This is a genomic window from Rhizobium sp. F40D2 (assembly GCF_051810745.2).
GTDB lineage: Bacteria > Pseudomonadota > Alphaproteobacteria > Rhizobiales > Rhizobiaceae > Rhizobium.
The window spans coordinates 176611-202376 of sequence record NZ_JBPWQX020000002.1; the positions used below are offsets into that span (position 1 = coordinate 176611).

Annotated in this window: 27 protein-coding genes and 2 pseudogenes; 14 read left to right on the top strand and 15 right to left on the bottom strand. The window is 59.8% G+C overall.

What is annotated here, in order from left to right; genetic code table 11:
• Positions 1–3 precede the first annotated feature (3 nt).
• Complete coding sequence (locus ACS4RS_RS25505; RefSeq protein WP_439012845.1) at positions 4–768, top strand: FCD domain-containing protein; 765 nt, start codon at positions 4–6, stop codon at positions 766–768.
• Positions 769–780: 12 nt separating this feature from the next.
• On the opposite strand, the gene ACS4RS_RS25510 is transcribed toward ACS4RS_RS25505, so the two are convergent.
• The 6 genes and pseudogenes from ACS4RS_RS25510 to ACS4RS_RS25535 all read right to left on the bottom strand — a co-directional run bounded on the left by ACS4RS_RS25510 (position 781) and on the right by ACS4RS_RS25535 (position 6381).
• Positions 781–1727, bottom strand: a protein-coding gene (locus tag ACS4RS_RS25510; RefSeq protein ID WP_439009996.1) for an IS630 family transposase whose coding sequence is annotated in 2 segments (ribosomal slippage) — positions 781–1386 and positions 1389–1727 — 945 coding nt in all. Because the reading frame shifts where the segments join, the coding sequence is not laid out codon by codon here.
• A 387-nt stretch (positions 1728–2114) separates the two neighbouring features.
• The gene (locus ACS4RS_RS25515; RefSeq protein WP_439008559.1) at positions 2115–3290 is read right to left on the bottom strand and encodes an IS91 family transposase; all 1176 of its coding nucleotides are present in this window, start codon (positions 3288–3290) and stop codon (positions 2115–2117) included.
• Between the two features lie 13 nt (positions 3291–3303).
• Complete coding sequence (locus ACS4RS_RS25520; protein WP_439008560.1) at positions 3304–4164, bottom strand: tyrosine-type recombinase/integrase; 861 nt, start codon at positions 4162–4164, stop codon at positions 3304–3306.
• 288 nt (positions 4165–4452) lie between these two features.
• A complete protein-coding gene (locus tag ACS4RS_RS25525) occupies positions 4453–4776 on the bottom strand; it encodes an ATP-binding protein (protein WP_439013263.1) in 324 nt (107 codons plus the stop codon).
• Positions 4777–4970: 194 nt separating this feature from the next.
• Positions 4971–5579: pseudogene (locus ACS4RS_RS25530) on the bottom strand (PAS domain S-box protein); the annotation flags it as partial.
• 1 nt (position 5580) lies between these two features.
• Positions 5581–6381: an alpha/beta fold hydrolase gene (locus ACS4RS_RS25535; RefSeq protein ID WP_449314077.1), complete on the bottom strand. Its 801-nt coding sequence runs from the start codon at positions 6379–6381 to the stop codon at positions 5581–5583.
• Between the two features lie 463 nt (positions 6382–6844).
• Here ACS4RS_RS25535 and ACS4RS_RS25540 point away from each other — a divergent pair, with 463 nt between their 5' ends.
• Positions 6845–7129, top strand: coding sequence for a hypothetical protein (locus ACS4RS_RS25540; RefSeq protein WP_439012847.1), 285 nt, complete (start codon positions 6845–6847; stop codon positions 7127–7129).
• Between the two features lie 38 nt (positions 7130–7167).
• On the opposite strand, the gene ACS4RS_RS25545 is transcribed toward ACS4RS_RS25540, so the two are convergent.
• The 5 genes from ACS4RS_RS25545 to ACS4RS_RS25565 all read right to left on the bottom strand — a co-directional run bounded on the left by ACS4RS_RS25545 (position 7168) and on the right by ACS4RS_RS25565 (position 10358).
• On the bottom strand, positions 7168–7467 hold the full coding sequence (locus ACS4RS_RS25545; protein ID WP_439012848.1) for a hypothetical protein: 300 nt from the start codon (positions 7465–7467) through the stop codon (positions 7168–7170).
• Positions 7468–7552: 85 nt separating this feature from the next.
• Complete coding sequence (locus tag ACS4RS_RS25550) at positions 7553–7948, bottom strand: DUF2934 domain-containing protein (protein ID WP_449314078.1); 396 nt, start codon at positions 7946–7948, stop codon at positions 7553–7555.
• A gap of 73 nt (positions 7949–8021) precedes the next feature.
• Positions 8022–8549, bottom strand: coding sequence for a DUF4142 domain-containing protein (locus ACS4RS_RS25555; protein WP_439012850.1), 528 nt, complete (start codon positions 8547–8549; stop codon positions 8022–8024).
• A 116-nt stretch (positions 8550–8665) separates the two neighbouring features.
• On the bottom strand, positions 8666–9124 hold the full coding sequence (locus ACS4RS_RS25560) for a YetF domain-containing protein (RefSeq protein ID WP_439012851.1): 459 nt from the start codon (positions 9122–9124) through the stop codon (positions 8666–8668).
• A gap of 10 nt (positions 9125–9134) precedes the next feature.
• Positions 9135–10358, bottom strand: coding sequence for a protein-L-isoaspartate(D-aspartate) O-methyltransferase (locus ACS4RS_RS25565; protein ID WP_439012852.1), 1224 nt, complete (start codon positions 10356–10358; stop codon positions 9135–9137).
• Positions 10359–10808: 450 nt separating this feature from the next.
• On the opposite strand from ACS4RS_RS25565, the gene ACS4RS_RS25570 reads away from it, so the two are divergent.
• The gene (locus tag ACS4RS_RS25570) at positions 10809–11048 is read left to right on the top strand and encodes a hypothetical protein (RefSeq protein ID WP_054184956.1); all 240 of its coding nucleotides are present in this window, start codon (positions 10809–10811) and stop codon (positions 11046–11048) included.
• Positions 11020–11307, top strand: coding sequence for a hypothetical protein (locus ACS4RS_RS25575; RefSeq protein WP_449314091.1), 288 nt, complete (start codon positions 11020–11022; stop codon positions 11305–11307). The genes ACS4RS_RS25570 and ACS4RS_RS25575 overlap by 29 nt, the downstream gene beginning before the upstream one ends.
• A gap of 54 nt (positions 11308–11361) precedes the next feature.
• On the opposite strand, the pseudogene ACS4RS_RS25580 reads toward ACS4RS_RS25575, so the two are convergent.
• Positions 11362–12154 (bottom strand): annotated as a pseudogene (locus tag ACS4RS_RS25580) (SDR family NAD(P)-dependent oxidoreductase).
• A 12-nt stretch (positions 12155–12166) separates the two neighbouring features.
• Complete coding sequence (locus tag ACS4RS_RS25585; RefSeq protein WP_439012853.1) at positions 12167–13336, bottom strand: alcohol dehydrogenase catalytic domain-containing protein; 1170 nt, start codon at positions 13334–13336, stop codon at positions 12167–12169.
• A 238-nt stretch (positions 13337–13574) separates the two neighbouring features.
• On the opposite strand from ACS4RS_RS25585, the gene ACS4RS_RS25590 reads away from it, so the two are divergent.
• Both ACS4RS_RS25590 and ACS4RS_RS25595 read left to right on the top strand, forming a co-directional pair.
• Positions 13575–13796 carry a hypothetical protein gene (locus tag ACS4RS_RS25590; RefSeq protein ID WP_439012854.1) on the top strand — a complete coding sequence of 74 codons (222 nt, stop codon included), beginning with the start codon at positions 13575–13577 and terminating at the stop codon, positions 13794–13796.
• A complete protein-coding gene (locus ACS4RS_RS25595; protein ID WP_439012855.1) occupies positions 13793–13990 on the top strand; it encodes a hypothetical protein in 198 nt (65 codons plus the stop codon). Before ACS4RS_RS25590 ends, ACS4RS_RS25595 begins: the two co-directional genes overlap by 4 nt.
• Before the next feature lie 174 nt (positions 13991–14164).
• On the opposite strand, the gene ACS4RS_RS25600 is transcribed toward ACS4RS_RS25595, so the two are convergent.
• Both ACS4RS_RS25600 and ACS4RS_RS25605 read right to left on the bottom strand, forming a co-directional pair.
• Complete coding sequence (locus ACS4RS_RS25600) at positions 14165–15196, bottom strand: Gfo/Idh/MocA family protein (RefSeq protein WP_439012856.1); 1032 nt, start codon at positions 15194–15196, stop codon at positions 14165–14167.
• Positions 15193–16182 carry a zinc-binding dehydrogenase gene (locus tag ACS4RS_RS25605; protein ID WP_439012857.1) on the bottom strand — a complete coding sequence of 330 codons (990 nt, stop codon included), beginning with the start codon at positions 16180–16182 and terminating at the stop codon, positions 15193–15195. Before ACS4RS_RS25605 ends, ACS4RS_RS25600 begins: the two co-directional genes overlap by 4 nt.
• A 179-nt stretch (positions 16183–16361) precedes the next feature.
• Here ACS4RS_RS25605 and ACS4RS_RS25610 point away from each other — a divergent pair, with 179 nt between their 5' ends.
• From ACS4RS_RS25610 to ACS4RS_RS25645, 8 genes are read left to right on the top strand one after another with little or no spacing between them, the layout of a single operon-like run.
• Positions 16362–17465, top strand: a complete 1104-nt coding sequence (locus ACS4RS_RS25610) for an NAD-dependent epimerase/dehydratase family protein (RefSeq protein WP_439012858.1) — start codon at positions 16362–16364, stop codon at positions 17463–17465.
• Positions 17462–19504, top strand: coding sequence for an NAD-dependent epimerase/dehydratase family protein (locus tag ACS4RS_RS25615; protein ID WP_439012859.1), 2043 nt, complete (start codon positions 17462–17464; stop codon positions 19502–19504). The genes ACS4RS_RS25610 and ACS4RS_RS25615 overlap by 4 nt, the downstream gene beginning before the upstream one ends.
• Positions 19501–20613, top strand: a complete 1113-nt coding sequence (locus tag ACS4RS_RS25620; RefSeq protein WP_439012860.1) for a glycosyltransferase — start codon at positions 19501–19503, stop codon at positions 20611–20613. The genes ACS4RS_RS25615 and ACS4RS_RS25620 overlap by 4 nt, the downstream gene beginning before the upstream one ends.
• A gap of 2 nt (positions 20614–20615) precedes the next feature.
• Positions 20616–21746 (top strand): CgeB family protein, encoded by a 1131-nt coding sequence (locus ACS4RS_RS25625; protein WP_439012861.1) that lies wholly within the window; start codon positions 20616–20618, stop codon positions 21744–21746.
• The gene (locus ACS4RS_RS25630) at positions 21743–22834 is read left to right on the top strand and encodes a CgeB family protein (RefSeq protein WP_439012862.1); all 1092 of its coding nucleotides are present in this window, start codon (positions 21743–21745) and stop codon (positions 22832–22834) included. Before ACS4RS_RS25625 ends, ACS4RS_RS25630 begins: the two co-directional genes overlap by 4 nt.
• On the top strand, positions 22831–23931 hold the full coding sequence (locus tag ACS4RS_RS25635; protein WP_439012863.1) for a CgeB family protein: 1101 nt from the start codon (positions 22831–22833) through the stop codon (positions 23929–23931). The genes ACS4RS_RS25630 and ACS4RS_RS25635 overlap by 4 nt, the downstream gene beginning before the upstream one ends.
• Before the next feature lie 12 nt (positions 23932–23943).
• A complete protein-coding gene (locus ACS4RS_RS25640; RefSeq protein ID WP_439012864.1) occupies positions 23944–24990 on the top strand; it encodes an NAD-dependent epimerase/dehydratase family protein in 1047 nt (348 codons plus the stop codon).
• A gap of 20 nt (positions 24991–25010) precedes the next feature.
• A complete protein-coding gene (locus ACS4RS_RS25645; RefSeq protein WP_439012865.1) occupies positions 25011–25745 on the top strand; it encodes a TIGR04290 family methyltransferase in 735 nt (244 codons plus the stop codon).
• Positions 25746–25766: the final 21 nt, after the last annotated feature.

Sequence of the window (25766 nt, forward strand, 5' to 3'; positions counted from 1 at the left end):
AACGTGGTTGAAGTGAATGGCCAATCGTTGAACGCGCAAGCCGGCCCGCCGGGCAAGCCCGAACGCGGCAAGGCCGTCAAGCTGGTCGACCGCGTCTTCGACCAGCTGCTCGAGCGTATTCGCGGCGGCAACTATCCGCCGGACTCACGCCTGCCCGGCGAACATGAACTTGCCGCGATGCTAGGTGTTTCCAGGCCGATCGTGCGCGATGCGCTGGCCCGCCTGCGCGATCAGGGCATGGTCTATGCCCGGCAGGGCGCCGGCACCTTCGTCAGCGCCCATGGCTCGCCGACGACGCAGCTCGCCTATTCGCCTGTCAAGACCATTGCCGACATTCAACGCTGCTACGAATTTCGCCTGACCATCGAGCCGGCCGCCGCCTATTTCGCCGCCAAGCGCCGTAATGAGCAGGCGATCCAGAAGATTGCCAGCGCCCTTGCCGATCTGCGCGAGGCGACCAGCCACCAGCTCCACCGCACCGATGCCGATTTCATCTTCCACCGCGCGGTGACGGAGGCAGCCAACAATCACTATTACACGGCTTCGATTGATGCGCTGAAGGCGCATATTGCCGTTGGAATGCATCTCCACGGCCTTTCCCTGCTCGGCCCCCGCCAAGGGCTGGAACAGGTCTATGAAGAGCATAACGCCATCTACAAGGCGATCGCCGATGGGCGGGCCGATGACGCTCAAAGGCTGATGAAGGCGCATCTCGAAGGCTCCCGCGACCGTCTGTTCGAGGGCAGGGCGCTCGACCTGTCTTTCTAGAGCGGGATGATTTTACGTCCGTTCATATCCGGCTTCCTTGAAGTAGTTTAGGCACTCTTTTGGCGAGACGGTTTGGAGGATAGCTGCAAGCGCGTCGTCGATGGCGTTGCGGGTTCTGGCTTGTGCCTGTCGCAGCCCGTGTTTGATCTTGGCGAAGAGCTTCTCGATCGGATTGAGATCTGGGGAGTATTGCGGCAGAAAGAATAGTCGGGCGCCGGCCCTGCGGATGGCGACCCGGATCGCCTTGGCTTTATGCGAGCCGAGATTGTCCATCACGACGATGTCGCCAGGTTTGAGTTCTGGCACCAGCACCTTTTCAACGTAGATGAGAAAGCGTTCGGCGTTGATGGGGCCATCAATGATCCATGGTGCGCTGACGCGGTCGGTTCGAAGCGCGGCGATGAAGGTCATCGTATTCCAATGGCCGAAAGGAGCTTTGCCCAAGAGCCGCTCGCCACGCGGCGCCCAGCCTCTGAGCGGCGCCATGTTCGTCTTCGTCCAGGTTTCGTCGATGAAGAGAAGGCGGGCCGGATCGATGCGATGGCGATGCTTCAGCCAGCGCGCCCGCCTGGCGGCGACGTCGGGTCGCTCCCGTTCGCTGGCGACCAGCGTCTTTTTTTATAACTCAGCCCTTCATCCTGGACGAAGGCCCAGACGGACCGGTAATCCACGTCCAGACCCCGCTCCGCCAATTCCGCGACCAGCCCACGCAGCGTGAACGCACTCGCGCGGCAGCGTTCGACAAGCCATTCCCGGTGGCCACCGCAGATTGCCCGCGGCTTGTGGCCGCCCATCTGGCCGGGTGCTGCGCTGCCCGTTGCGTGGAACCGCCGCACCCAATCGATCGCGGTGCTGATGCCAATGCCGAACCGTTTGGCCGCAGCCCGGCACGACAGCCCCTCCTGCGTCACCGCCCCGACAACACGCTCTCGCAGATCATTCGAAAAAGGTCTCGCCATCCAGACCGGCCTCCTTACCGGCCAGAAGGGTGAATCTGATTTGTGTCCAAAAGGGAATCTGGAGGGTTCTGTGAGGTCCGGGCGCTGTGCGTGCGGCATTCACTGATCGGACCTCATTGAAGCCGGATTGAGCGAAGGCGCGGGTTGTTTGGCGCTATGGGGATTTAGCCGAAGCGGTGGATGGCGTTTTGCAGGGTTGAGCCTTGCCGGAGCCCGTGGACAGGTATGGAAGGAGATTCTTGCCGGTATTTGCGGTGTCTTTGACGCGCCTGTCGGCTGGTTTGCATCGACCGAAACGTCGCTCGGGCACGATTGGCCAAAGCACTCGCACCGCGGCTCTTCGGCATGCCGACGCTGATCGTTGCAATGATGGCGCGCGTGGTATGATCATGAACTGTCGTTCCATGCTGGCCGACGTACCGGCTGGAGCGGGGTCCACGCGCCGATGATCGTCATGGTTCCGCCGCAACAGGAGCAGCGGTGCAGCAAAGGTGGTGGCTTTGTGTCCGGTTCTTCGACCGGGTGTTCCGGCGGCGGGACGTCGAGCAGGCTTCGGCACAGGTCCAGCTTCAGTTGCCGATGGCCATTGGCAAGCAGGCCATAATGACGAATGCGGTGAAAGCCGTCCGGAACGGTGTGAAGCAGGAAACGGCGGATGAACTCGTGGGCATCGAGCGTCATTACCTTTTGCCTGCCGCCCGTTCGATAGTCCTTCCATCGGAATGTGACTCGATCGCCATCGATGCTGACGAGGCGGGAATTGGAGATGGCAATGCGATGGGTATAGCGCCCGAGATAGGCCAGCACCTGTTCGGGTCCGGCAAATGGCGGCTTGGCATAGACCACCCAGGCGACACGCCGCGTTTCTTTGACAATGTGATTGAACGCCGCCGGATTGGCCAGGCCGGCGATATCGCCAAAGAACCGAAGCTGGTCCAGGTCGTAGGCCTGCTTCAGCTCTTCAAGAAACAACCGCCTGAACAGGGATGACAGAACGCGCACGGGCAGGAAGAAGTTTGCCCGGCAGGGAACCCAACGGGACTGGTCCGCCGACAATCCGCCGCCCGGCACGATGCAGTGGATATGAGGGTGAAAATGGAGGTTCTGTCCCCAGGAGTGCAGCACCGCGATGAAGCCGATCTCTGCACCCAGATGCCTGGGATCGGCAGCAAGCTTGCGCAACGTCTCGGCGACGGCGCGAAACAGGATCGTGTAAACGGCATGTTTGTTCTGGAAGGCAATTGCGGCGATCTGCTGCGGTAGGGTGAAGACCACGTGGAAATAGCCGACAGGCAGAAGGTCGGCCTGTCGGGCAGCAAGCCAGTCACGGCTCGCCTGTCCCTGGCACTTTGGGCAATGCCGGTTGCGACAGGAATTATAGGCGATGCGGAACGCCGCGCAGTCCTGACATTGCTGGACATGCCCGCCCAGGCGAGCGGTCCGGCACATCTCGACCGCACTCATGACCCGGCGTTCGACACGCCCGAGATGGGTGTCGTGGGCTTGACGATATCTTTCCCCGTGGCGGCGAAAAATATCCGCCACCTCCAGTCCCGCCGCCATGGCGAAACTATGCTCAGCTTGGCGGCACCACCTCCAGCGTCAGTCGGTCGAGCGGGCTGGTCGTGCTGCGGATCAGGGTATTGGAAACCTTCGTGTAGCGTGCCGTGGTGGACAGATTGTTGTGGCCGAGCAAAACTTGGATGATGCGGATGTCGGTTCCGCTTTCCAAAAGATGGGTGGCAAAGCTGTGGCGCAGCGTATGCACCGTTACCCTTTTGTCGATGCCGGCCGCGGCGCACGCCGAACGGCAGGCAGAATACAGAACCTGGACGTCGATGGGCTTGGTCTCGTCCCGACCCGGAAACAGCCAGACCTCGGGTCTCGCCAGCCGCCAATAGACCCGCAGGATCGCGAGCAACTGCGCTGACAGCATGACGTTGCGATCCTTTCCGCCCTTGCCATGCTCGACGCGGATGATGCCGCGTTCGCCATCAATGTTGCGGACCTTGAGATGGACAGCTTCCGAGGCGCGCAGCCCCGCCGCATACGCTGTCGTCAGTGCGGTACGGGTCCTCAGGCTTGGAACGGCTTCCAGAAACCGCACGATCTCGTCGCCGTTGAGGATCGTCGGCAGCTTGGCCGGTGTCCGGGCATAGGCAATGCGCTCCGGTATCTCGCCATGACCAAGCGTGACGCCAAAGAAGAACCGCAGGGCACAAACTGTCTGGTTCAAGGCTGGCCATGATAGGCCCGAAGAAACCAGATGCACCTGAAACGCGCGCACGTCTTCCAGTCCAAGACGGTCTGGCGATCGCCCGAAATAGCGCGAGAACTTCGTTACCGCATGTAAATACGATCGTTGCGTTGCTGGCGAAAGATTGCGGATCGTCATGTCATCGATCATGCGCCGGCGTAGAGGGCTCATCTCCGTCATCGTCATCTCCTGATTGAAGGTTGGGCAAAACAGCCCATTCCTTCAATCAGGAGCGCTTCATGCAATCAGATCCTCCAAATGCCGCGAAAGCGGCTTCGTTCAATCCCAATTGCGATTCTACCTAAAATCATCCCGCTCTAAAGCATGTCGCGCAAAAGCGCGCAGCGATTTTGCGATAACAACATGCGTAAAAACAAAGAGCCAAAGCGCAAGGAGCGGATCTGAAAGATCGCGACGCGCTCTAAGAGCATCTGGAGGCGACGATGGCTCCCGCTCCTGCCGTGAACCTCAGGCTGGAATTTCGAGGGTGAACACCGTCCGCGTTTCATCCGACGCCACCCGCAGCCGACCGCCATGCGCCTTGGCAATTTCGCTTGCGATGTAGAGGCCAAGCCCGAGCCCTTGTTTGCCGTCATCCGCAACCCTGGTGAATGGCAGAAACAACCGCTCAATGGCATCGGCCGGTATCGGGGCTCCGGTGTTAGCGACCGAGAGCTCGAACCCCGCCCCCTCGAACGGGCGGTGATTGTTATCGGACCGTCCGGGGATCCGTGTGCGACGGCGTTGGCAAGAAGGTTCGACGTGAGCTGTGCGAGCTTCGGACCGTCGCACATGATCGGTACTGGGAGCTCGACGTCCGCTTCGATCCTTCTGCCGGGGCGGGCTCCGGAAATCTCGTTGACTACCTGACGCAGAACAGCGGACAGATCGGTCTCGCTCAGCCTTACCGGGATCCCGCCGCCAAGCCGCCCGCGGGCAAAATCCATGATGTCGTCAATGAGACCGCCCATTCTTTTGATCGTCGCCTCGACGAGCGACACGATTCTTTCCTGCTGCTCATTGAGGGGTGATCTGGCGATCGCGCGCATGCCGCCGTCGATCGCGGCGAGCGGGTTTCTGAGGTCGTGACCGAGGACGGCGATGAACTGCTCTCGAAGCGCCGCCGTCTCCCGTTCGTCGAGCAGCGTCCCCTCCACCGTTGCAAGGGCTTCGCGTGCCTGTTTGCCCGCCTTTCGCAGGTTCTGCTCATAGGTCAGCCGGTTCGATGCACGGATGACGGTGAGCCGGAGGAAGAGCGGTTGGCCTGCGGCATCGCGCTGCTCGAAGCCATTCATCAGAACCGGAATCTTGCCTCCGTCGGAACATCGCATCTCGAGCATGACTTCCTCGAACTCGCCCTGCATCCTGAGCATGGGGGCAAGGTGGGTCTCGAGATAGACGCTGCCGCCGATCGTCAGCAGGTCCGACAGGCGTTTACCCGCTAAATCCTGAGCCGAGTGGCCAATCCAGTTGGCAAGCCGACAGTTTGCCCGAAGGACGATGCCGTCCGGCGAGACGACGAGATTGCCCGCCATCGTGTTTTCGAAGAGGTTCTCGAAGTCCTCCTGAAGGCTTTTCGGCGCGGCTTGATCCATCTTATGCGGCCCTGCCGAGGAAGTTTTCGATGGCGGAGATCGTCTCCTTGGGGGCGCTCAGATTGGGGCAGTGGCCAGTCGCCTTCATGATTACCAAGCTGCTCTTCAGAAGCTGCCTGTGCAGGTACTCGCCGACCTCAATTGGGGCAATCACGTCGCTTGAACATTGAAGGATCAGTGTCGGGGCTTCGAAGCCCTGTAGGAGATTCCTGCAGTCTGACAGAAAGGTCGTGCGGGCGAAATGCCGCGCGATCTCTGGATCCGTCCTGCAGAAGCTCTCCGTCAACTCCTCGGCGAGCCCGGGTCTGTCCGGATTGCCCATGATGACGGGCGCCATCGCACCGGACCATCCTAGGTGATTGGAATCCAGGAAGCCCATCAACTCCTCTATCTGACCCTGCGAGAAACCGCCGACATAGCCGTCGCTGTCGATATAACAGGGGGAGGGGCTGACCATGACAAGCGACTTGAAGAAATCAGGACGCTTCTTAGCCGCGATCAGTCCGACCATCGCGCTGACCGAATGGCCGACGAAGACGACCTTCTTCAGCGATAGGGCATCGATGATCTCCACGACGTCGTCCGCATAGCCATCGAGGGTGGCATACTTTTCGAAGGAGGAGGCCTTCAGGTCCGACTTGCCGGCACCGACATTGTCGAACAAAACGACTCGGTATTTGCCCTCAAAGGTCGGAGCCACGAACCGCCACATGTTGCTGTCACAGCCAAACCCGTGCTCGAAGACCATTGCTTCGTCGCCCGCGCCGCGCACGACTACATTATTTCTGCCGATGACATCCATCAGGACAACATAAGCCAACGGTCACAAAAAGATAGCTTGATAAAACGCCGCACAGGAGCCTTGGCTGCAATGCACTTGAACTTGCATGACTTTTTCGGCGTGGCTTCACGGACGTCAGCCAGAAAGGATCGAATTCGGCAGTTATGTTTCAGCCGCGGAACCCCTGAACATTGTATTGTTTTGGGCAAAGGGGACAGATCGAGCGTGCTCGGAATGACGATCACGATACTCGTGGTGAAGGACGAGCCGCTCCTGCGAATGGCGGCGGTAAATCTCGTCGAAGACGCTGGTTTCGAAGCGCTGGAAGCCGCTGACGGCGAAGAGCCGCTCGCTCTCCTCGAGTCGATGTCGGACGATCCCTTTCCGCTGACAAACGCCACAAGGCCAAGGGCGATGCGAAGCCGGGAGAGGGCGATCCCGGCCATCATCGCTCCAAAAAGCATTGACCTTCGGCGGCCCGGGCATGTCAACAGTTTCGTTAAGAGACCTCGCGGCGCCCGAATGCGAAGCGCTGCTAAAGAAGCTGGCCCTCACGCTTGAGCGGAATGCAGATTGGGCAGCGACCGAGGCCGATGACGAGTTGGAGGCGGTAATGCGCGTGGTCGGATCGGGCATCCTGTCAGTGGCACACGATTTGGTCGCAGCCGACATCTTCCTGGTTGAGGATGTAGCTGCTCGGGCTGTCAGTTTGATCACCACGTTTCATGTCAAGTATCCGCACTATCCGATCGGGCCAAACCTGCACTGAGGGGCGGAAGGCCGAGAATGCGCAACTGCCGCAGAAGGTCAAAGCCGATCAATCGCCGTCGACCTGACGACGATCTCGTTTTGCTCGAAGCGGATCTCCAATGCCTTGCGGTAGGATGTCCACCATTCCCGGTCGAGATCGTCCGCCATGACTTCGACGACGATGATACGATCTTCCTCGATGGCGCCACCCTCACTCCATAAGCCCTCCGCCGGAGCGTTGACGTAAAGCGTTGCGCCGCCGAACTTGTCGGTCAGCTCCCTGCGCACGGCGTCAAACCGGCTATGAGCATCGCTGTCCGGTGCCGGGAGGAGGATCTCAATCAGATAGTTAGTCATCAGCGAAGAAACCACACGCAGGTTGGATCGGTTCTGAAGGCCAGATTCAGGACATCAGTGCTCAGCCATATCCACCTTAACCTGGTTAATATGCGAGGCGTCCCCACGTGGGATCCCATTCCACCCCTTCCACGAGTTCGATGAAGACGGGGTTATTGCTGTTGCCATTGTGGGACTCTGCCAGCTTAAACGCCGCCTCGGGTTCCATCTCCTCGCCGGGAAATATCGTGTCGTCTTGGTCCTCGCCCGCCACCTTGCGAACATAGCCTCGGATCTCGTTGCCCGAGTGGTAGAATTTAACGATCAACGAGCCTGCCGGGGCGACACCTGAGTAATAGCGCACATATTCCGACGTCGCCGCTGCGGGATCGACGGTGACGTCACCGGCTCTGTTCCAATGAGCAAGATCTTGGCCGGCCGGACGACCTTCGCTTTCCCAAATCCGGTAGGCGCGGGTTCTTCTCTCTTCGTCGTTCATCATCGACCTCCGACAGGGGCCCTGGATCCTCTTGGGCGAACCTGGGCATCTCAAGACACCGAGGCTCTATTGCTGACTATTTGTTGAGTTCCTTGGCCATTTGCAGATGATGTTCGAGAGCAGGGCGCGTCTTTGCCGCCCAGGCCTTTAGCTCCGGGTTGTCACCTTCATCGCCATAGCGCTTGAAGAGGTCGACTGCATCTTCATGAGCAGCTTCCTGATCCGAATGATACTGCTTGTTGAAATCTTCTCCCTTCAGGCCGTTCAGCTTGTCCAGCATGCTTTGCTGAGCTGACGTCATAGCGCTGGGAAGGGTGGCCTTGACCTTGCCGCCGGAAACCAGTGCTTTCAGCTCGCCGCTGGTCTTCTGATGGTCGGCGACCATCTGCTGCGCAAAGGCTTTTGTCGCATCGTCGCCCCGTTCGGCAGCCAGTTTGCTAGAAGCAATTTCGAACATGTCGCTTGCGGCTGCTTCCTTCACGAAATCCTCGGTTTTCGGCGGAACGCCCATCAAGGAATTGACGCCAGTCTTTTCGGCGGCCGATTGCGCGAAGGCGGGAACGGCGAGCGAGAGGGCAAGTGAGGCAATGATAAAGCGTTTCATCGGGATCTCCTGGGTTGATCACCGCTAAACTATTGGACAAGCCGAGAGTTCCCATCTCATGCACCGATCCCACCCCGTATGAGTTCCGGAAAGCTTTATCAAAGGCGGAAGAAGGCTCAACTGTCAGCAGGCTTTTGCTTCTTGATGATGCTGATGTTGCCGCTCACCTCGAGGATCGCAAACTTGATCTCCGTTACGCTCTCGATGCCTTCCTGGCTTCGTGCCGCTTCCATGACGTCTTCTTTCTGGAGGCGGGAGCCTTTGAGGGCGCGTTCGTCGTAAACACCGTCCGCCACGAGGACGGTCGGCACGCCATCGACGATATGCGCTGCGGGCGGCCACCATCTCTTGACATACGAAAGGCCGATATCTGTGGTGAATAGTGTAAGGATCAAGATGACGGCGTTGGTGATGGAGAAATCGTCCCCCAACATCGCCTGCTGTGTGGTTTCGGAGATTACCAGCACGATAACCAGATCGAACGGCGTCATTTGCGCCAAAGTCCGCCTTCCCGACAGGCGAATGATCACCAGCAGTGTGAAATAGATTGCCAATCCGCGTAATACCGCATCCACGTTGTCGCCCTCACGGAAAGATGAAAGTCGATTGCGTCCGGGTCTCTTCGCCGATGCCGAGGGTGGCGCGGCGGGAGCCGACGAGATGTGTCTGCAGACGGAACACGACCTGCGTCGGTCTTGCCGGATCGCCGGGGAACAAATAGCCTATCCTACCGTCGCGCGCGAAGGTTGCTCTTTGCGGCGGGTCGACGCCCTCGACTGAAAAGGTTTGAAGAAAATCGGCATCAATCGTGAAGATCCTGTCTTCAGATGACGGCTGGAAGTTGACCACCATATCCTCTGGCGCGTTCCATCGAGAGATTACGGGAAAGTCGATGGAGCCATCGGCAAAAAACAGCATTTGACGCGAGAACAGGCCGCCTCTCCCGAGCAAACCCAGCAGGCAGGCCAGCAGAAGAAGAACAAAGACGATCCACGAGATGCGTTGAACTGCCCAGAACCGTCGCTGGAATTTGCCATGATCGAGCACACCTTCGGGCAACTCAGGCGACCTTTGTCTTTCTCCCATGCGCTCTCTCTGCTGGTTTTGCAGAGAACTTTGCTCCGGTGCATTAGTTCCCCGCAACGGGACGGCCGCAGTGTACATCGGATGTGTAGCAGTCCAGGCGTCTTCGCCAATCAAAGGAACGAAGCGGACCCCGCCGAGATCCTCCTCCTCGAACGTGTCGACCCCGGTGCGCGTGAAACGTTTCAGGCGCTGGCTATCGCCACGGCCGACCGGGATAATAAGCCGCCCTCCGAGCTCCAACTGCTCCTTCAAGGCCGATGGCACCTCGGGTGGGCTCGCAGAAACGATAATTGCATTGAACGGAGCGGCCTCTGCCCATCCCATGCTGCCATCGCCGATACGGACGGCGATGTTGTGATATCCGAGCGTCCGGAACCTGTCCCGGGCCCGAAGCGCCAGCTGCTCATGGCGCTCGATGGAATAGACGCGCTTTGCTATCAAGCTGATGACGGCCGAAGCATAGCCGGAGCCCGTCCCAACCTCGAGCACTTTGTCGTCGCAATCCAACCCGGCCTTTTCGATCATCAAACCGACGATAAACGGCTGCGAAATGGTCTGGCCCTCGCCGATCGAAAGCGGTGCATCCTCGTAGGCAGATTCCGCAAAGCATGGATCAACGAATTTTTCGCGCGGCACTGTGCGCATGGCGCTGATGACCTGTCGATCGTGTATACCACGCCGCGTTAGTTGCTGGTCGACCATGTGATCTCGGATGCGGCTCATATCACTCGATCACCTCCACCGTCATCGGTCGCAAATTTGCGAAATTTCATGCCCGGTCGCCAAAAGGTCGCGACGCAATGTAAAGCTCTGACGGGCTGCGTCATCTCGGCTTTCTGCTCCTCGTCAATCTCCCGTCCCCGAACAAATGGCCTGGTCGCGCCGAAAGGTCCTGTCGAGTGGCGGGATCCGAAAAGGCGCCAGCCGAGCGCTGGCACTGTCAAAAGTCGACCTGGCTGGTGCTAGGTCAAATATTGCGCGCAAACTCGCGCAGGTTCCAGAGGTCCTAAATACTCGGGGCGGGAAAACTGGTCAAGCTCAGTGGTGGTCGCGACAGTTCCCTGGAGGCGATATCGGGAAGAGCGGGTGGCGACATGAGCGGTGTTGCCTGTTCCGTCGAGGGAACTTCGTGCGAGGAGTGAAGTTGGAGAGGCAATAGCAAAGAGGCACCGAATGTCTGTCAATCCACTCTTAAGCGAGCCTGTCGAGGATTTTGCCGTTCGCCTGGAGGCAATGACGGACGAGGAGTTGTTCACAACCATGAACAGCCTCGAAGAAGCAAGCGAAGCGGCCGAGGACGCAGAAGAGACCCTTGCCCGGATTGCTTTGAGCGAAACTGAGATCGAGCGTCGCTATCCGGGCGAACTGCTCGCCCCTTATCGCAATTGGAAGCAAAGACAACCGTTGTTGTGACCGCCTCGAGACCACGACGGACCATAAGACGATCCAGACATGGGCGGAGAAAAGAGACGGTAAGCCGGCAGTTATCCGCAGCGGCGGCAAGGGCGGTGTACTGCGCATCGATTTTGGGGAAAAGGAAGAGGAATTCGACGAAATCGGCTGGGACGAATTCTTCAAGATCTTCGATGAGAACAAGCTGGCGTTTCTCTACCAGGACAAGACTAAGGACGGGAAGACCAGTCGATTCAACAAATTCGTCGAGCGCAGTTAACAAGCTGAATGGCGATGCGGAGATTTGATTGCCGCGTCGCCGCCACGGTGCGGTCTATTTTGTGCCCGAACCCGGCTCTGCCATCTTCGAATGCTGGTGGGCCAGAATGCTTGCCGGCGTGACATTAGCAACGGCGGCCTGCAATTTGTTCTTCCAGCCGCTGACGGCATCGCCTTCGCCGTCTATCATCGCATCATAGCCGATCCGTGCGACTTCGCCGGCATCGTCCTTTTTCGCTTGGCCGATCGCCGTGTCCATCAGCCCGGCCCGCTTGAAAAATTCGGTTTCCGTTGCTCCCGGCATGAGGCAGCTGACGGTCACACCCGATTCCTTCAATTCCTCCCGCAAGGCAAAGGAGAAGCTGTTGATGAAGGCTTTGGTAGCGTTATAGACCGCCTGATAGGAACCAGGCATGAACCCGGCGATCGAGCCCGTCAGCAGGATGCGGCCTTGGCCGCGGCTGCGCATCTGGTTGCCGATCGCATGGATCAGATAGATCGTGCCGGTGATGTTGGTATCGACGACCTTGCGCGCCTCGCCGAAATTCTGGTCGAGGAAGCCCTTGCCGAGGCCGCAGCCGGCATTGGCCATCAGCAGATCGACGGACCGGCCGCTGGCGGTGATGCGCTCGACGAGCCGATCCACGCCTTCGAGCGTCGAAAGCTCGGCTTCGACGGCATCGACGGTCGTGCCGAAATCCTTGAGATTTGCTGCTGCCAAGTTGATGCGCTCCTCATCGGCGGCAATGATAGCCGTCCTGCGCTGCGCATTTCGCCAGTTCGTAGCCAATGCCGGTGGATGCGCCGGTGACGACGGCGAGGCCTTTGCCTGATTGACTTTGAGCCATGATGCGTCTCCTCTAAGGTTTCAGAACGACCTTGATGCATCCGTCCTGCTTGTCGCGGAATGTCTTGTAGAGAGCCGGACCATCTTCCAGCGTGCCGCGATGGGTAATGACGAAGGAGGGATCGATTTCCCCTTCTTGGATACGCTTCATCAAGATCGGCAGATAATGCTGAACCGGCGTCTGAGCCATCTTGAATGTCAGGCCGCGATTGATCGCTGAACCCATCGGGATTTTGTCGAGGAAACCGCCATAGACGCCGACGATCGAGACCGTGCCGAAGTTGCGGCAGCAGTGGATGGCCTGGCGCAGCACATGCGGGCGGTCGGTTCCCATGAACATTGCGACCTTGATGCGGTCGAGGCGGGAGTCCCAGCTGGCGGCGGCTTCAGCTTCTGTTCCAACGGCGTCGATGCAGGCGTCGGCGCCACGACCATCGGTCAATTCCATGATTTGATCGTAGATGTCCTTATCCATGAAGTCGATTGGGATGGCTCCGGCCGCTTTCGCCAGCGCCATGCGCTCAGGCACGGCATCGATGGCAATGACCCGCGCGGCGCCGAGCAGGAAAGCCGAGCGAATCGCCATTTGGCCGACCGGCCCGCAGCCCCAGATCGCAATCGTATCGCCGGGTTGGATATTACAAAATTCGGCTGCCATGTAGCCGGTCGGGAAAATATCAGAAAGAAAGAGCACCTGCTCGTCGGTGAGCCCGTCCGGCACCTTGATCGGCCCGACATCGGCATATGGCACGCGCAGATATTCCGCCTGCCCGCCGGCATAGCCGCCGAGCAGATGCGAATAGCCGAAAAGCCCGGCGGGCGAATTGCCCCAGAGTTTGGTGACTTTGGCGCGATCGGGGTTGGAGCGCTCGCAGCCGGAATAGAAGCCGCGCTTGCAGAAGAAACATTCGCCGCAGGAGATGGTGAAGGGTACGACGACGCGGTCGCCGACCTTGAGCTTGGTGTTGTCCTTGCCGACCTCGACCACCTCGCCCATGGTCTCATGCCCCATGATGTCGCCGCCATGCATCTCCGGCATGACGCCGTCGTAAAGATGCAGATCCGATCCGCAGATGGCGCAGGCGGTCACCTTTATGATGGCGTCGCGCCCGTCCTCAACCTTCGGATCGGGAACGCTGTCGCAGCGAATATCATGCTTGCCATGCCAGGTCAGGGCTCTCACAATGGTTTCTCCTTTGGCAATCCTCGACGGCGCTCCAACCCCGACTTTCCGCAAAAGTTCCCGGAGATGCGGAGGAGGCCGGCGCATCGGTCGGCATGCCTGTTGCGATGGCCGCCCAAGCAACCCGGTAGAACTGTGGGGCCGTCGGAACCTTCATCATCGTCTGTTGTTTGACTTCCCCGAACGTTGGTTTCGCGGTCGAAGCAAAAACCTTCTTGTCCTTTGATTGGAGAATGTCATGTACAGACGCGCAAAAATATCGACCGGCACGAACGCCAGGCCGAGAGACGAGACCATTGCTGAAAGCGGTCCAGGCATTCCAGATGACAGCGGTCGCTTGGTGGAACTGACGGATGCGGAAATAAAACGCGTCGAAGCCTCGCTGCTGCGCGGACGTCGCGACGAGCCCAAGGACGAGCTGGATGAACAGATCGAACTTCCTCAGAGGGGATCGCCGTGAGCAAGGGCAGGAAAGACTGGAATCCGGCTACGGCAACGAAGCACGAAAATGCAAAGGCGCCACGGCGGATGATGCTCTTCGTCGTCGCGATTTTCCTTCTTGCTTGCCTGGCCGCGCTTGCCTTCACATTGATCACCCATCCCGGCGAACCGGATGAGAAGTCACCGACGCCGGCGATGGAGCAGGTGCAATGAGCGCGCGAGTTCGGACAAAGATCCTATCCAGCGGTCCGCAACGTCCCCCGCCGGGAAACGCACCAGGCTCAATGCGGGCAGGGTCGCGCTCATCCTGATCGCAACGGTCGGCGTGGTCGCGTTTATTCTGTATGCGACGATCGTCGTCTGCGGCCTCGTCAAAGGCACCTAGGATCACTCGCCGCTCGTGCGATAGATCCGGTCGATCGCCTCGGCAACCGCTATGAATTCCTCACAGGCGATATCGTGACGCTGACCGCCAGCCAGTCGTGTTGCCCAGTCGACAGCTGCGCGTCCACCCCAATCGTCCGACGGCAGGGTCAGCGTTTGCCGGGATGTGCGAGACAGTTTCTCGGCCGTAAAGTCGTAGAACGAGCCGTCAACGTTGCGAAATGAGGCGCCACCTTCGGTCCCGAAGAATTCAGCACGGATTGCCGCGTCGCAGCCGGCATGAAGCCTCCACGAGCAGGTCAGACGAATGATCTCGCCGCCGGCAAGCGACATTGTCGCAGACGCGAAATCCTCAACCTGGCGGTCGTCTCGAAGCTTTTCTCCGCCCGATCTAAGCTCGCTGGTGACCGAAACGACGGACGGAAAATCGAGACACCACAAAGCCAGATCGATAAGATGAACACCGAGATCGATGACGCAGCCGCCGCCGGAGAGGGTTTTGTCGTAAAACCAGGTTTTATCGGGTCCATAAGCATTGTGAAAGGTCAGATTGGCGGCGAATACCTTCCCAAGAGCGTTTGAGCGGATGATCTCACGGATCTGCTGTAGGCCCTGGGTATAGCGATAGGATAGATCGACACCCAGGAATCGGTCGGCTGCCTTTGATGCGTCGACGACAGCCTTTACCTCGGAGGCCGTCCGCCCCAGCGGTTTTTGACAGAAGACGGCGACGCCAGCCTCAAGGATGCGGATCGACTGTCGGGCGTGGGTCGCGCTCGGCGTCGCAATCACGACGCCGTCGAGCTTTTGGTCGAGTAGATCGTCAAGATCAACGGCGATCCGGGCATCTGGCGCAAGCTTGCGCGCCTCCCGCATCATCTCGGCCGAGGGATCGGCGATAGCGACGGCCTCGGCCACGCCGCTGTCGAGGATCGCTTTCATCCGATGCCGGCCGATCCATCCCACCCCGAGAAAGCCAAGTCTTAATGGTCTGACGACCAAGGCCGCCTCCTGTCCGACGATCAACTCATTCATGAAAATTGCACCAGTGCTTTCAGGAAACCATCCGGACGGTCGCGCGCCGTGTTCAGCGCCTCGTCCAGCCTCTCCAGGGGATAGACATGCGTGTAGAGCGGCAGGGGATCGATCCGCCCCAGCCGCACCGCTTCTATGGCGTCGCGAATACCTCGCATGTAAACGGCAGGATCGCGCTCATGGGTGTTGATGACGTCGAGGCCGCGCCAGTTCCATAGCTGCATATTGACTTGACGCGGCCCATCCTGGTGATAGCCGGCAACGATCAACCGGCCCCGTTCCCTGGTAAGCTCGCCCGCCAAGTCGAGTGGCCATTGTTTGCCGACCGCTTCGATAACGCAGTCGCAGAACTTTCCATCCGTGAGGGTTTTGACGCACTCGATAATGCGCCAGTGATCATCCATCGCAATGGTTTCGGCCGCTCCCATCTCTCTCGCCACCTCAAGCGAATAGGGCCGGCGTGAAATGGCAATTACCCTTGCTCCGGCGGCTGCGGCAAGCCGGGTGAGGAGGGCGCCGAGAAAGCCGATGCCGATGATGGCGACAGTCTGGCCGCGTTCGATATTGCTGCGGCTGAAGATGTTCATGGCACATCCGAGCGGTTCGCCTGGAAATGGCTTACCGTCCAATTCGCCAGGCAGTCTTGCAACCATCGAAGCGTCGGCGATATCGTGCGTGGCATAGGCATGGTAGGAAAGAGCGGCAACGCGGTCCCCCAGTTGAAGGCCCGTGACGTCGGCGCCCATGGCGTCGATTGTCCCCCAGCCCTCGTGGCCCAGCCCGCCGGCCTCCGTCGGAAATGTCATCCAATCGGGTCCTGCCCAGGGCGTGAGGTTCGACGCGCAAACGCCGCAGCCTTCCAGTTTGATCCTGACCTGGCCGGGACCAGGTTCCGGTAGGGCGCGGGTCTCGATCGAAAGACTGCCGGGGCCGGCGACGATTGCAGCCCGCATGAGCTCTGCCGCGGGTCTTGCCGCAATATCCATCAGATGTCCTCCAGTATGGCACGCCTCGAACTGCAGTGCCGCTGAAGAGTTCCGGGGGATGTCAAAGAAGTCATAGATGATGAAGTCAATAAAGATGTCATTGATGAAGGAACTTTTCCATCCAAGTCCGGTTCGACGGCTATCTCTGAAGCGATTTCTTCAACCGAACGGCTCCAATAATGATGATATTGATAACAGGCGGGTGCGGCTTTATCGGTCGCCATGTCGCTGAAGAACTTCTGAAATCGGGCTATGACGTGCGCATTTTCGATGCACTCATCGATCAGGTCCATGCCGATGCGGAAGTGAGCGTGCCGGAAGGAGCGGAGGTCGTCCGGGGCAATGTCGTGGACAAGGACGCCGTCGGCGCAGCGCTCGCCGACGTCGATGGTGTCATCCACCTTGCCGCCGAGGTGGGTGTTGGACAGTCGATGTACGAGATCGCCCGCTATGTCGGCAGCAACGATCTCGGAACAGCGGTGCTTCTGGAAGCGATGATCGGCTTGCCTGTCAAGAAAATCGTCGTTGCCTCCTCGATGAGCGTCTACGGCGAAGGGCTATATTCCACGGCCGATGGTCGGCGGCTCGGCTATGTCAGGCGGCGCGCCAATCATGTGAGGCAGGGCCAGTGGGATCCGCTCGGCCCGGACAACGGGCTGCTGACGCCGGTCGCGACCGACGAGGAGAAGCCCGTCGATCTTGCCTCCATCTACGCTCTGACGAAATTCGCTCAGGAAAAGCAGGTCCTGATCTTCGGCGAAGCCTACGGCGTTGACGCCGTCGCCCTGCGCCTCTTCAACGTCTTCGGCGCTGGGCAGGCGCTCTCCAATCCTTATACCGGCGTGCTCGCAAATTTCGCCTCGCGACTTGCCAACGGTCAGCCGCCGATGATCTTTGAGGATGGCAGGCAACGGCGTGATTTCGTCCATGTGCGGGATGTGGCGACGGCGTTTCGCCTGGCTTTGGAAAAACCGGCGGCAGCCGGCCACGTGATCAATATTGGCAGCGGCCAGGCTTATTCGATCGCCGATGTTGCGACGCTGCTCGCCGACGCCATGGGCGTGCCTCAGATCCGTCCCGACATCATGAATAAGGCTCGCTCTGGCGACATCCGCAATTGTTTTGCCGATATCTCCAAGGCCCGCGAACTGCTTGGATACGAGCCGAGATATCGGCTTGAAAATTCGCTTGGTCCTTTCGCTGAATGGGTTCGCGAGACCGGAGCGGTCGACCGCGGCGCCGAGATGAAGCGTCAACTGGAAGAGCGGGGGCTGGTTTCATGAAGAAGATCAGCTCTCCAACACCCAGCCAGCAGGAGACAAGGCAGTTCGGCTTCGTCGAGTGGTTTCGACCGGGAGAGCATGAGCGGACGGAGGCCATGCTTCCTGATATTCTGGCTAGCGGCGCCAGTTATCTCCGCACGCATCTCTCATGGGCCGAATATTTGGCGCCCGGCGGCCAGCAATGGTTCGATTGGCTGATCCCCCGCGTCGGAAGCAAGATCGACCTTCTGCCCTGCGTCCATTACACCCCACCTTCGCTCTCGCGGACGGGAAAGGCGTCAGGCGCCCCGATCGACCTTAAATCCTATGCCGATTTCGTCGATCATATCCTGACGCGCTACGGCCGATATTTCCGCCATATCGAGCTCTGGAACGAACCCAACAACCTGCTTGATTGGGATTGGCGCCACGACAGCGATTTCCTGCTTTTTTGCGAGATGGTCGGAGGCGCCGCTTACTGGGCCAAGCAGAGAGGCTTTAAGCCGGTGCTCGGCGGCCCGTGCCCCTTTGATCCCTATTGGCTCAATCTGATGGGCGGGCGCGGTGTGCTCGGCGTCGTCGATGCTGTCGGCTTCCATGGCTTTCCCGGCACCTGGGATAGTGAGGAAGCCACCTGGGGCGGCTGGGATATGCATCTGGGCGAGATGCGGGGAATTGTCGACCGCTACAATGCCAAGGCGGAGATATGGATTACCGAAGCGGGCTATTCCACCTGGCGCAATGACGAGATCGAACAGGCGCGACGCTTCATCAAGGCGCTTAACGTGCCGGCCGACAGGATGTTTTGGTACTCCTGGTGCGATGTGCCGCCGGACGTGCCGGTCCAAGAAGGTCTGTGGTTCGATCCGCGACACTATCACCTCGGAGCCGTTACGCACGACAACAAGCCAAAGCTCTTGGCCCGTCTTCTGATGGAAGGTGGCGTCACCAGACTGGAGGAGGTTGCTGCCCTCGCTGCCCCGCACATTGGCTCTGACGCCGCACCTGTTGTCGTCACCGGCGGCAGTGGGTTCGTCGGATCCAATCTCGCCGACAGCCTGCTCAGCGACGGTGAGGACGTGATCATTCTGGACAATCTGGGTCGCTCGGGGGTCGATCAGAACCTCTCATGGCTGATCGAGCGGCATGGAGGGAGGGTTCATCCTGTCCTTGCCGATGTTCGCGACCTGATGGGCATCGAAGCCGCCTTCAAGGATGCCAAGGCTGTCTTCCATTATGCCGCCCAGACTGCCGTGACCACGAGCATTGTAGATCCGCTCGCCGATTTCGAGACAAATGCTCGAGGCACCCTCAACGTGCTGGAAGCGGTACGCAAGGCAGGCAGACAGGCGCCAGTCATCTTCGCCAGCACCAACAAGGTCTATGGCGCCCTCGACGATCTCGGCATGGTCGAGCTCGACGACCGATATGTTCCCGAAAACGACACCGTACGGACGAAGGGGATCGCCGAGGATCGGCCGCTCGACTTCTGCACGCCCTACGGCTGTTCCAAAGGTGTCGCCGACCAGTATGTCCTCGACTACGCCAAATCCTTTGGAATACCGGCCGCCGTTTTACGGATGAGCTGCATCTATGGTCCGCGCCAATTCGGCACCGAGGACCAGGGCTGGGTCGCGCATTTTCTGATCCGGGCGCTGGGGGATGAAGCCATTTCAGTTTACGGCAGCGGCAAACAGGTTCGCGACGTCCTTCACGTCGACGATGCCGTCGCTGCCTACCGCTCGCTGCTGGCCAATGTCGACCGTGTCTCCGGCAAAGCCTTCAATCTTGGCGGGGGACCGCGCAATGCCGTCAGCGTTCTTTCGGTGCTGCGTGAGATCGAGGAGATTACCGGTCGTCCGGTCGACACAAGTTTCGGCCCGTGGCGGGCCGGCGACCAGTCCTACTTCGTCGCGGATACGGGAAAAATTGAAAGGGAAACTGGCTGGGCCGCCCGCGTCGGATGGCGCGATGGGCTCCGGCACCTCGCCGAATGGCTAATCGCCAATCGTTTCGGCGGCCAGCAGATCCGCAGGGAAAATCGGAAGGTGATCGCATGACCGCAAACGCGCGAGATACCCGGCACCGCCGCGTGCTGATGACGGTCGACGCCGTCGGCGGGGTCTGGTCTTACGCCATGGATCTGGCTGCCGCCTTGAAGCCAAACCATGTCGAGGTTGTCTTCGCAGGCCTGGGGCCGGCGCCAACGGCGGAAAAGATTGCCGAAGCAAACGGGCTCGGCACGCTTAACTGGCTGGAGACGCCGCTCGACTGGATGGCAGGGCATGAAAAGGAAGTTGCAGAAGTGCCGCGTTTGATTGCCGATCTCGCCCGCCGCGAGGAGGTTGATCTTCTGCATCTCAATATGCCGTCGCAAGCAGCCGGCATGCAGACGGACCTGCCGGTCATCGTGGTCTGTCATTCCTGTGTGGTGACCTGGTTTGCCGCCATGCGCGGCACCGCGGTGCCGCGTGACTGGCAATGGCAATATCGGCTGAATGAGGCAGGTTTTGTCCGTGCGGACACCGTGATCGCCCCGAGCCGCAGCCATGCCGCGGCGATGGAGGCGGCCTATGGAGCGATCCAGAACCTTAGCGTGGTTTACAATGCGAGCGGGCTCGAATGTTCCAGCGAACCCAAACAGGATTTCGTCCTGGCGGCCGGCCGCTGGTGGGACGAGGGGAAAAACGGCGCCGTTCTGGATGCAGCGGCAGCTCTTTCCCGCTGGCCAGTGATGGCGGCCGGTGCCGACCGCGGTCCCAATGGTCAATATCTGCGGTTTCACCATGCCGACCATCTGGGCGAGATCTCGCGTCAGCGGATGGCGGTCCTGGCGCGGCAGGCGGCAATCGTCGCCTCTCCATCCCTTTTCGAACCCTTCGGCCTGGCGGCGCTCGAAGCGGCGAGGGCCGGCGCTGCCTTGGTGCTTTCCGATATTCCAACCTATCGGGAGATTTGGGGCGATGCCGCGCTGTTTGCAAATCCGCATCATCCAGAAGCTTTCGCAGATGCCTTCAACCGCCTCGCGGATGATCCGCAGCAGCGCGCAGCCCTCGGCCGGAAGGCGCAGGAGCGATCGGCTCGCTTCAGCCTGGAAGTGCAGGGCGAAGCCATGTCCGGGATCTATTCCGGCAGGCTTGGCCACACCCTATCGACAGCCGCGGAGTGATCATGAAGTTCGTTTTCTATACCCATTCGCTCATCTCCGACTGGAACCACGGCAACGCGCATTTTCTTCGCGGTGTGATGCGCGACCTCCAGCGGCGCGGCCATGACACCCTGGCATTGGAACCGGAAGATGCCTGGAGCCGTACCAACCTTGTCAGAGATCAAGGCGCCTCCGCAATCAAGAGGTTTTACCAGACCTTTCCGCAGCACCGCTCGCAGATCTATGAAAAGAGCTTCGACCATGAAGCCGCGCTTGGGGATGTTGATGTCGTCATCGTCCACGAATGGACGGAGCCTGAACTGGTGGCTCGGCTCGGCCGCATCCGGAGCAATGGCGCCAACTTCACGCTGCTCTTTCACGACACACATCATCGGGCAGTCTCGGCCGAAGGCGACATCGCCGGGCTGACACTTCGCAATTATGACGGTGTGCTGGCTTTCGGCGAGACGTTGCGGGAACGCTATCTCAAAGCAGGCTGGGGAAAGTCCGTGTTCACATGGCACGAAGCAGCCGACGATACTTTGTTTCGGCCAATGCCGAACATCGACAGAACCGGAGACCTCATCTGGATCGGCAACTGGGGTGATGATGAACGGTCGGCCGAGATCGCCGAATTCCTGATTGGTCCCGCCCAATGGCTCGGCCTGACGACGACCGTTCGCGGCGTCCGTTATCCCGATCTCGCGCTCGACGCTCTTCGCGAAGCCGGTATCGCCTACGGCGGATGGATCGCCAATTCTGATGTTCCTGCCGCCTTCGCCAGGCACAAGGTGACAGTGCACATTCCGCGACGCCCCTATGTTCAGCATCTGCCGGGTATTCCAACCATCCGCGTCTTCGAAGCCCTTGCCTGCGGGATACCATTGATCTCGGCACCGTGGAACGATGCCGAACACCTCTTCTCGCCGGGCACGGACTTTCTTCTCGCTCGCGACGGCGAGGATATGAAAAGGAACCTGCGTGACGTTCTTTCAGATGCCGATTACGCCGCAAGCTTCGCCGCGGCGGGTCTGACGACGATCAAAGCGCGCCACACCTGCCGGCATCGCGTCGACGAGCTTTTCGCAGTCCTGACGCGCTGCGGCACGAACCGCGTCACCACCAATCTCCAATCCCGAGAGGCAGCCGAATGAAGATCGCATTTTACGGTTCAAGCCTCGTCTCCGCCTATTGGAATGGCGCTGCCACCTATTACCGCGGCCTGCTGCGGGCGCTGGCGGCGAAAGGATATGACATCACTTTCTACGAACCCGATGTCTATGATCGTCAAAAGAATCGCGACATGGATCCGCCGGACTGGTGCAAGGTCGTCATCTACGAAGGCACGATCGACGCCTTGAAGGCCGTTAGCCGCTCTGCGGCTGAGGCCGATATCGTCGTCAAGGCAAGCGGCGTCGGTTTCGAAGACGATCTGCTTCTGGAAGAGGTGCTTGGCCATGCGCGGCCGCAGGCCCTGAAAATCTTCTGGGATGTCGATGCGCCGGCAACGCTTGCCGAACTCAAGGCCAATCCCGATCATCGGCTGCGCCGGGCGCTTTGCGGGATCGATCTTGTCCTCACTTATGGCGGCGGCGATCCGGTCGTCAACGCATACCGCGCCGTGGGCGCCGCCAACTGCGTGCCGATCTACAATGCGCTCGATCCGCAAACGCACCACCCGGTGCCGGAGGACATATGCTTCTCCGCCGATCTCGCCTTCCTTGGCAACCGTTTGCCGGATCGCGAGGCGCGGGTCGAGCATTTCTTTTTGGAGCCCGCGTCACGTCTGCCGGACCGCACATTCCTGCTTGGCGGTTCGGGCTGGCAGGACAAGCCGGTCGCGTCCAATATCCGCTATATCGGCCATGTGCCGACGCGGAATCACAATGCCTTCAATGTGACCCCGATGGCGGTTCTCAATGTATCGCGCGCCAGCATGGCGGAAAACGGTTTCTCGCCGGCGACACGCGTCTTCGAAGCTGCCGGCGCCGGCGCCTGCCTTATTACCGACGACTGGGAAGGCATCGAGTTCTTCTTGAAGCCCGATGAGGAAATCCTGGTCGCGCGCGACGGACAGGACGTGGCGGCGCTGGTTGCCGGCTTGTCGCGCCAGTCGGCTCGGAAAATTGGCGAGAGCGCGCGCCAGCGCGTGCTGACAGAGCACACCTACACCAATCGGGCCGAAGCCGTGGACAAGATTTTCCGCGCTCGTCTCGGCGCGCGGATGGAGGCAGCCGAATGACCCGGTCGCTCGACATCGTCTTTATCGGGCTTTCACTTTCCTCGTCCTGGGGAAACGGCCATGCCACGACTTACCGCGCTCTCATCAAGGGGCTTCGCCAGGAAGGTCACCGGGTTCTGTTCCTGGAGCGGGACGTCCCCTGGTACGCCAGTCAACGCGATCTTGCTTCACCGGATTTCTGCGACCTCGCCTATTACGCCGACATCGACGCGATGATCGACCTTCATCGAGACCGGCTGAGACAAGCCGATGCCGTTATCGTCGGATCCTACGTGCCTGAGGGTGTGGCGCTCATCGACAAACTCGACAAGCTCGAGCCGAAATGGCTCTGCTTTTACGACATCGACACGCCTGTAACGCTCGCAAAGCTTGACCGCGGCGAGGAGGAATATCTGGCGCTGCGGCAGATCCCGATCTTTGACGCCTACTTCTCCTTTTCCGGAGGAGAGGTACTGACGCGGCTGGAGAAGAGATACGGCGCGAGGAAAGCTGTCGCGCTCTACTGCTCAGTCGATGAAAGCCGATATGCCAACACAGGTGAGCCAGCTTACTGGGATCTTGGCTACCTTGGAACATACAGCCCGGATCGCCAGCCGACATTGGAGCGCCTGCTTCTGGAGCCGGCACGTCGCCTGCCATCCATGCGCTTCGTCGTCGCCGGGCCGCAATATCCCGCCGAGATCGACTGGCCGGCCAATGTCGAGCGCATCGAGCATTTGGCGCCGGCTGATCATGCTAGCTTCTACACCAGGCAACGGTTTACCTTGAATGTGACCCGCAGCGACATGATCACCGCCGGATGGTCGCCGAGCGTGCGGCTCTTCGAAGCCGCTGCCTGCGGAACGGCTGTTGTCAGCGACTTCTGGCGCGGGCTCGATGAACTCCTGCCGGCTGGGGAGGCTTTGCTTGTTGCGCAATGTCCAGCCGATGTCGTGGCAGGGTTGACCGAACTCGCCGATACCGACCGCATCGCGATTGCCGCTGCCGCCAGAAGGCGCGTCTTGAGCGGCCATACCGGGGCTGCCCGTGCCGTCGAACTCGCCCAGATCCTTTCGAAACTGCCGGCAAACCGAGCTTATGAGCGTATTTCAGCGTGAAGGAGAGTATCGATGCTGCAAGTCAATCGTCGCGGAAAAGCCAAGACTGTTTTGGTGGCAGGGGGAGCCGGCTTTGTCGGGTCTCATCTCTGCGATGCCCTCCTCGGTCGTGGTGATTCCGTCATCTGCGTTGACAGTTATATTACCGGCTCGCCGGATAACGTTCGTCCGTTGACCAACCACCCGCGCTTCCGGCTCATCGAAACGGACGTTTGCCAGTTCCTGGAAATCGAGGAGCCGCTGGACCAGATCTATAACCTCGCCTGCGCAGCATCGCCGCCGCAATATCAGGCGGATCCTGTCCACACGATGATGACCTGCGTTGCCGGCACGGGAAACCTGCTTGCGCTTGCCGAACGACACGGCGCTTCGTTCCTCCAGGCTTCGACGAGCGAGGTCTATGGCGATCCGGCCGAACATCCCCAGCGGGAAGACTATCGCGGGAATGTCAACTGCACGGGGCCGCGGGCCTGCTATGATGAAGGAAAGCGCGCCGCCGAAGCCCTCTGCTTCGACATGTTGCGTGCCGGCCGCGTCGATGCCCGTGTTCCCCGCATTTTCAACACCTATGGCCCGCGCATGCAGGCAAATGACGGCCGCATTGTTTCAAACCTGATAGTGCAGGCCCTGTCTGGGAAACCCCTGACCATCTATGGAAGCGGCACGCAGACACGGTCGTTCTGCTATGTCAGCGATCTGGTCAGCGGCTTGACTGCGCTGATGGACCTTTGGCCCAACCCCGGCGTGCCGGTCAATCTCGGCAATCCCGGTGAGTTCACGATCAACGAACTCGCCCAGATGATCCGCTCGATGGTGCCGAGCAGGACGGGGATCGTCCACAAGCCGCTACCGAAGGACGATCCGCAGCGCCGCCGCCCAGATATCGCGCGAGCGCGCGAACTTCTCGATTGGCAGCCGACGGTGCCGCTTTCAGAAGGCCTCGTCTATACGATGGAATGGTTTGCCAACAGTCTCGCCAGCCGCCCGCGGCGGCAGGCAACGGCGTCTCGCAGCCACCTGAACCGGGTAGCCTCGCTGGCGGCTCCCGCGCGAGGCTGATCGAAAAACGGAGGCAAGCCATGATGAACCTCGCCCTGAAACGCCGCGTGACCGAACTCGGCCCCTGGTTCCAAAACATGCGGCTCGGAGAGATTGAAACCGCTCCGGATCATTTTCTCGGCGATTATCCCGCGTTCAAATGGGAGCGCTTCAAACATGTCGTGCCCGAAGATCTGGGCGGGCGCAGCGTGCTCGATATCGGCTGTAATGCCGGCTTTTATGCACTTGAGATGAAACGCCGCAACGCTGGGCGTGTGCTCGGCATCGATTCCGATGCCCGTTATCTTGAGCAAGCCCGTTTCGCCGCCGCTCATTTCGGCCTCGACGTGGAATTCAAGCAGATGTCGGTTTACCAGGTGCCGGCCCTTGGAGAAGCTTTTGATCTGGTACTCTTTATGGGCGTGCTTTACCATCTGCGCCACCCTTTGCTGGCGCTCGATCTGCTCTACCAACATGTGGTTACGGATTTGATGCTGTTCCAATGCCTGCAGCGCGGCGACGAGCGAACCGCTCTACCGGAGGAGAACTATGACTTCTCGGAATGGGCGGTGTTCGACAAACCGGATTTTCCGAGATTGTTCTTCGTCGAGGAGCGTTACGCCAACGATCCCACGAATTGGTTCATCCCGAACAAGGCGGCGGTCGAGGCGATGTTGCGCAGTTCCGGATTTCTGGTTGAAGCCAATCCCGAGCGAGAAGTCTATCTTTGTCGGCGCGGCCGCCGGCCGTATATGGTCGAGCCGCCTCCAATTTGAGACGATCAGCCTATTTGCGGG

Bases quoted from the DNA above. Each gene is read 5' to 3' on its own strand.
- ACS4RS_RS25565 (WP_439012852.1), bottom strand. From the start codon at position 10,358: ATGAGCCGCATCCGAGATCACATGGTCGACCAGCAACTAACGCGGCGT.
- ACS4RS_RS25555 (WP_439012850.1), bottom strand. From the start codon at position 8,549: ATGAAACGCTTTATCATTGCCTCACTTGCCCTCTCGCTCGCCGTTCCC.
- ACS4RS_RS25515 (WP_439008559.1), bottom strand. From the start codon at position 3,290: ATGGCGGCGGGACTGGAGGTGGCGGATATTTTTCGCCGCCACGGGGAA.
- ACS4RS_RS25570 (WP_054184956.1), top strand. From the start codon at position 10,809: ATGTCTGTCAATCCACTCTTAAGCGAGCCTGTCGAGGATTTTGCCGTT.
- ACS4RS_RS25540 (WP_439012847.1), top strand. From the start codon at position 6,845: ATGTCAACAGTTTCGTTAAGAGACCTCGCGGCGCCCGAATGCGAAGCG.
- ACS4RS_RS25550 (WP_449314078.1), bottom strand. From the start codon at position 7,948: ATGATGAACGACGAAGAGAGAAGAACCCGCGCCTACCGGATTTGGGAA.
- ACS4RS_RS25625 (WP_439012861.1), top strand. From the start codon at position 20,616: ATGAAGTTCGTTTTCTATACCCATTCGCTCATCTCCGACTGGAACCAC.
- ACS4RS_RS25605 (WP_439012857.1), bottom strand. From the start codon at position 16,182: ATGGATATTGCGGCAAGACCCGCGGCAGAGCTCATGCGGGCTGCAATC.
- ACS4RS_RS25635 (WP_439012863.1), top strand. From the start codon at position 22,831: ATGACCCGGTCGCTCGACATCGTCTTTATCGGGCTTTCACTTTCCTCG.
- ACS4RS_RS25645 (WP_439012865.1), top strand. From the start codon at position 25,011: ATGATGAACCTCGCCCTGAAACGCCGCGTGACCGAACTCGGCCCCTGG.
- ACS4RS_RS25610 (WP_439012858.1), top strand. From the start codon at position 16,362: ATGATGATATTGATAACAGGCGGGTGCGGCTTTATCGGTCGCCATGTC.
- ACS4RS_RS25620 (WP_439012860.1), top strand. From the start codon at position 19,501: ATGACCGCAAACGCGCGAGATACCCGGCACCGCCGCGTGCTGATGACG.
- ACS4RS_RS25630 (WP_439012862.1), top strand. From the start codon at position 21,743: ATGAAGATCGCATTTTACGGTTCAAGCCTCGTCTCCGCCTATTGGAAT.
- ACS4RS_RS25545 (WP_439012848.1), bottom strand. From the start codon at position 7,467: ATGACTAACTATCTGATTGAGATCCTCCTCCCGGCACCGGACAGCGAT.
- ACS4RS_RS25520 (WP_439008560.1), bottom strand. From the start codon at position 4,164: ATGACGGAGATGAGCCCTCTACGCCGGCGCATGATCGATGACATGACG.
- ACS4RS_RS25535 (WP_449314077.1), bottom strand. From the start codon at position 6,381: ATGGATGTCATCGGCAGAAATAATGTAGTCGTGCGCGGCGCGGGCGAC.
- ACS4RS_RS25600 (WP_439012856.1), bottom strand. From the start codon at position 15,196: ATGAATGAGTTGATCGTCGGACAGGAGGCGGCCTTGGTCGTCAGACCA.
- ACS4RS_RS25640 (WP_439012864.1), top strand. From the start codon at position 23,944: ATGCTGCAAGTCAATCGTCGCGGAAAAGCCAAGACTGTTTTGGTGGCA.
- ACS4RS_RS25590 (WP_439012854.1), top strand. From the start codon at position 13,575: ATGTACAGACGCGCAAAAATATCGACCGGCACGAACGCCAGGCCGAGA.
- ACS4RS_RS25615 (WP_439012859.1), top strand. From the start codon at position 17,462: ATGAAGAAGATCAGCTCTCCAACACCCAGCCAGCAGGAGACAAGGCAG.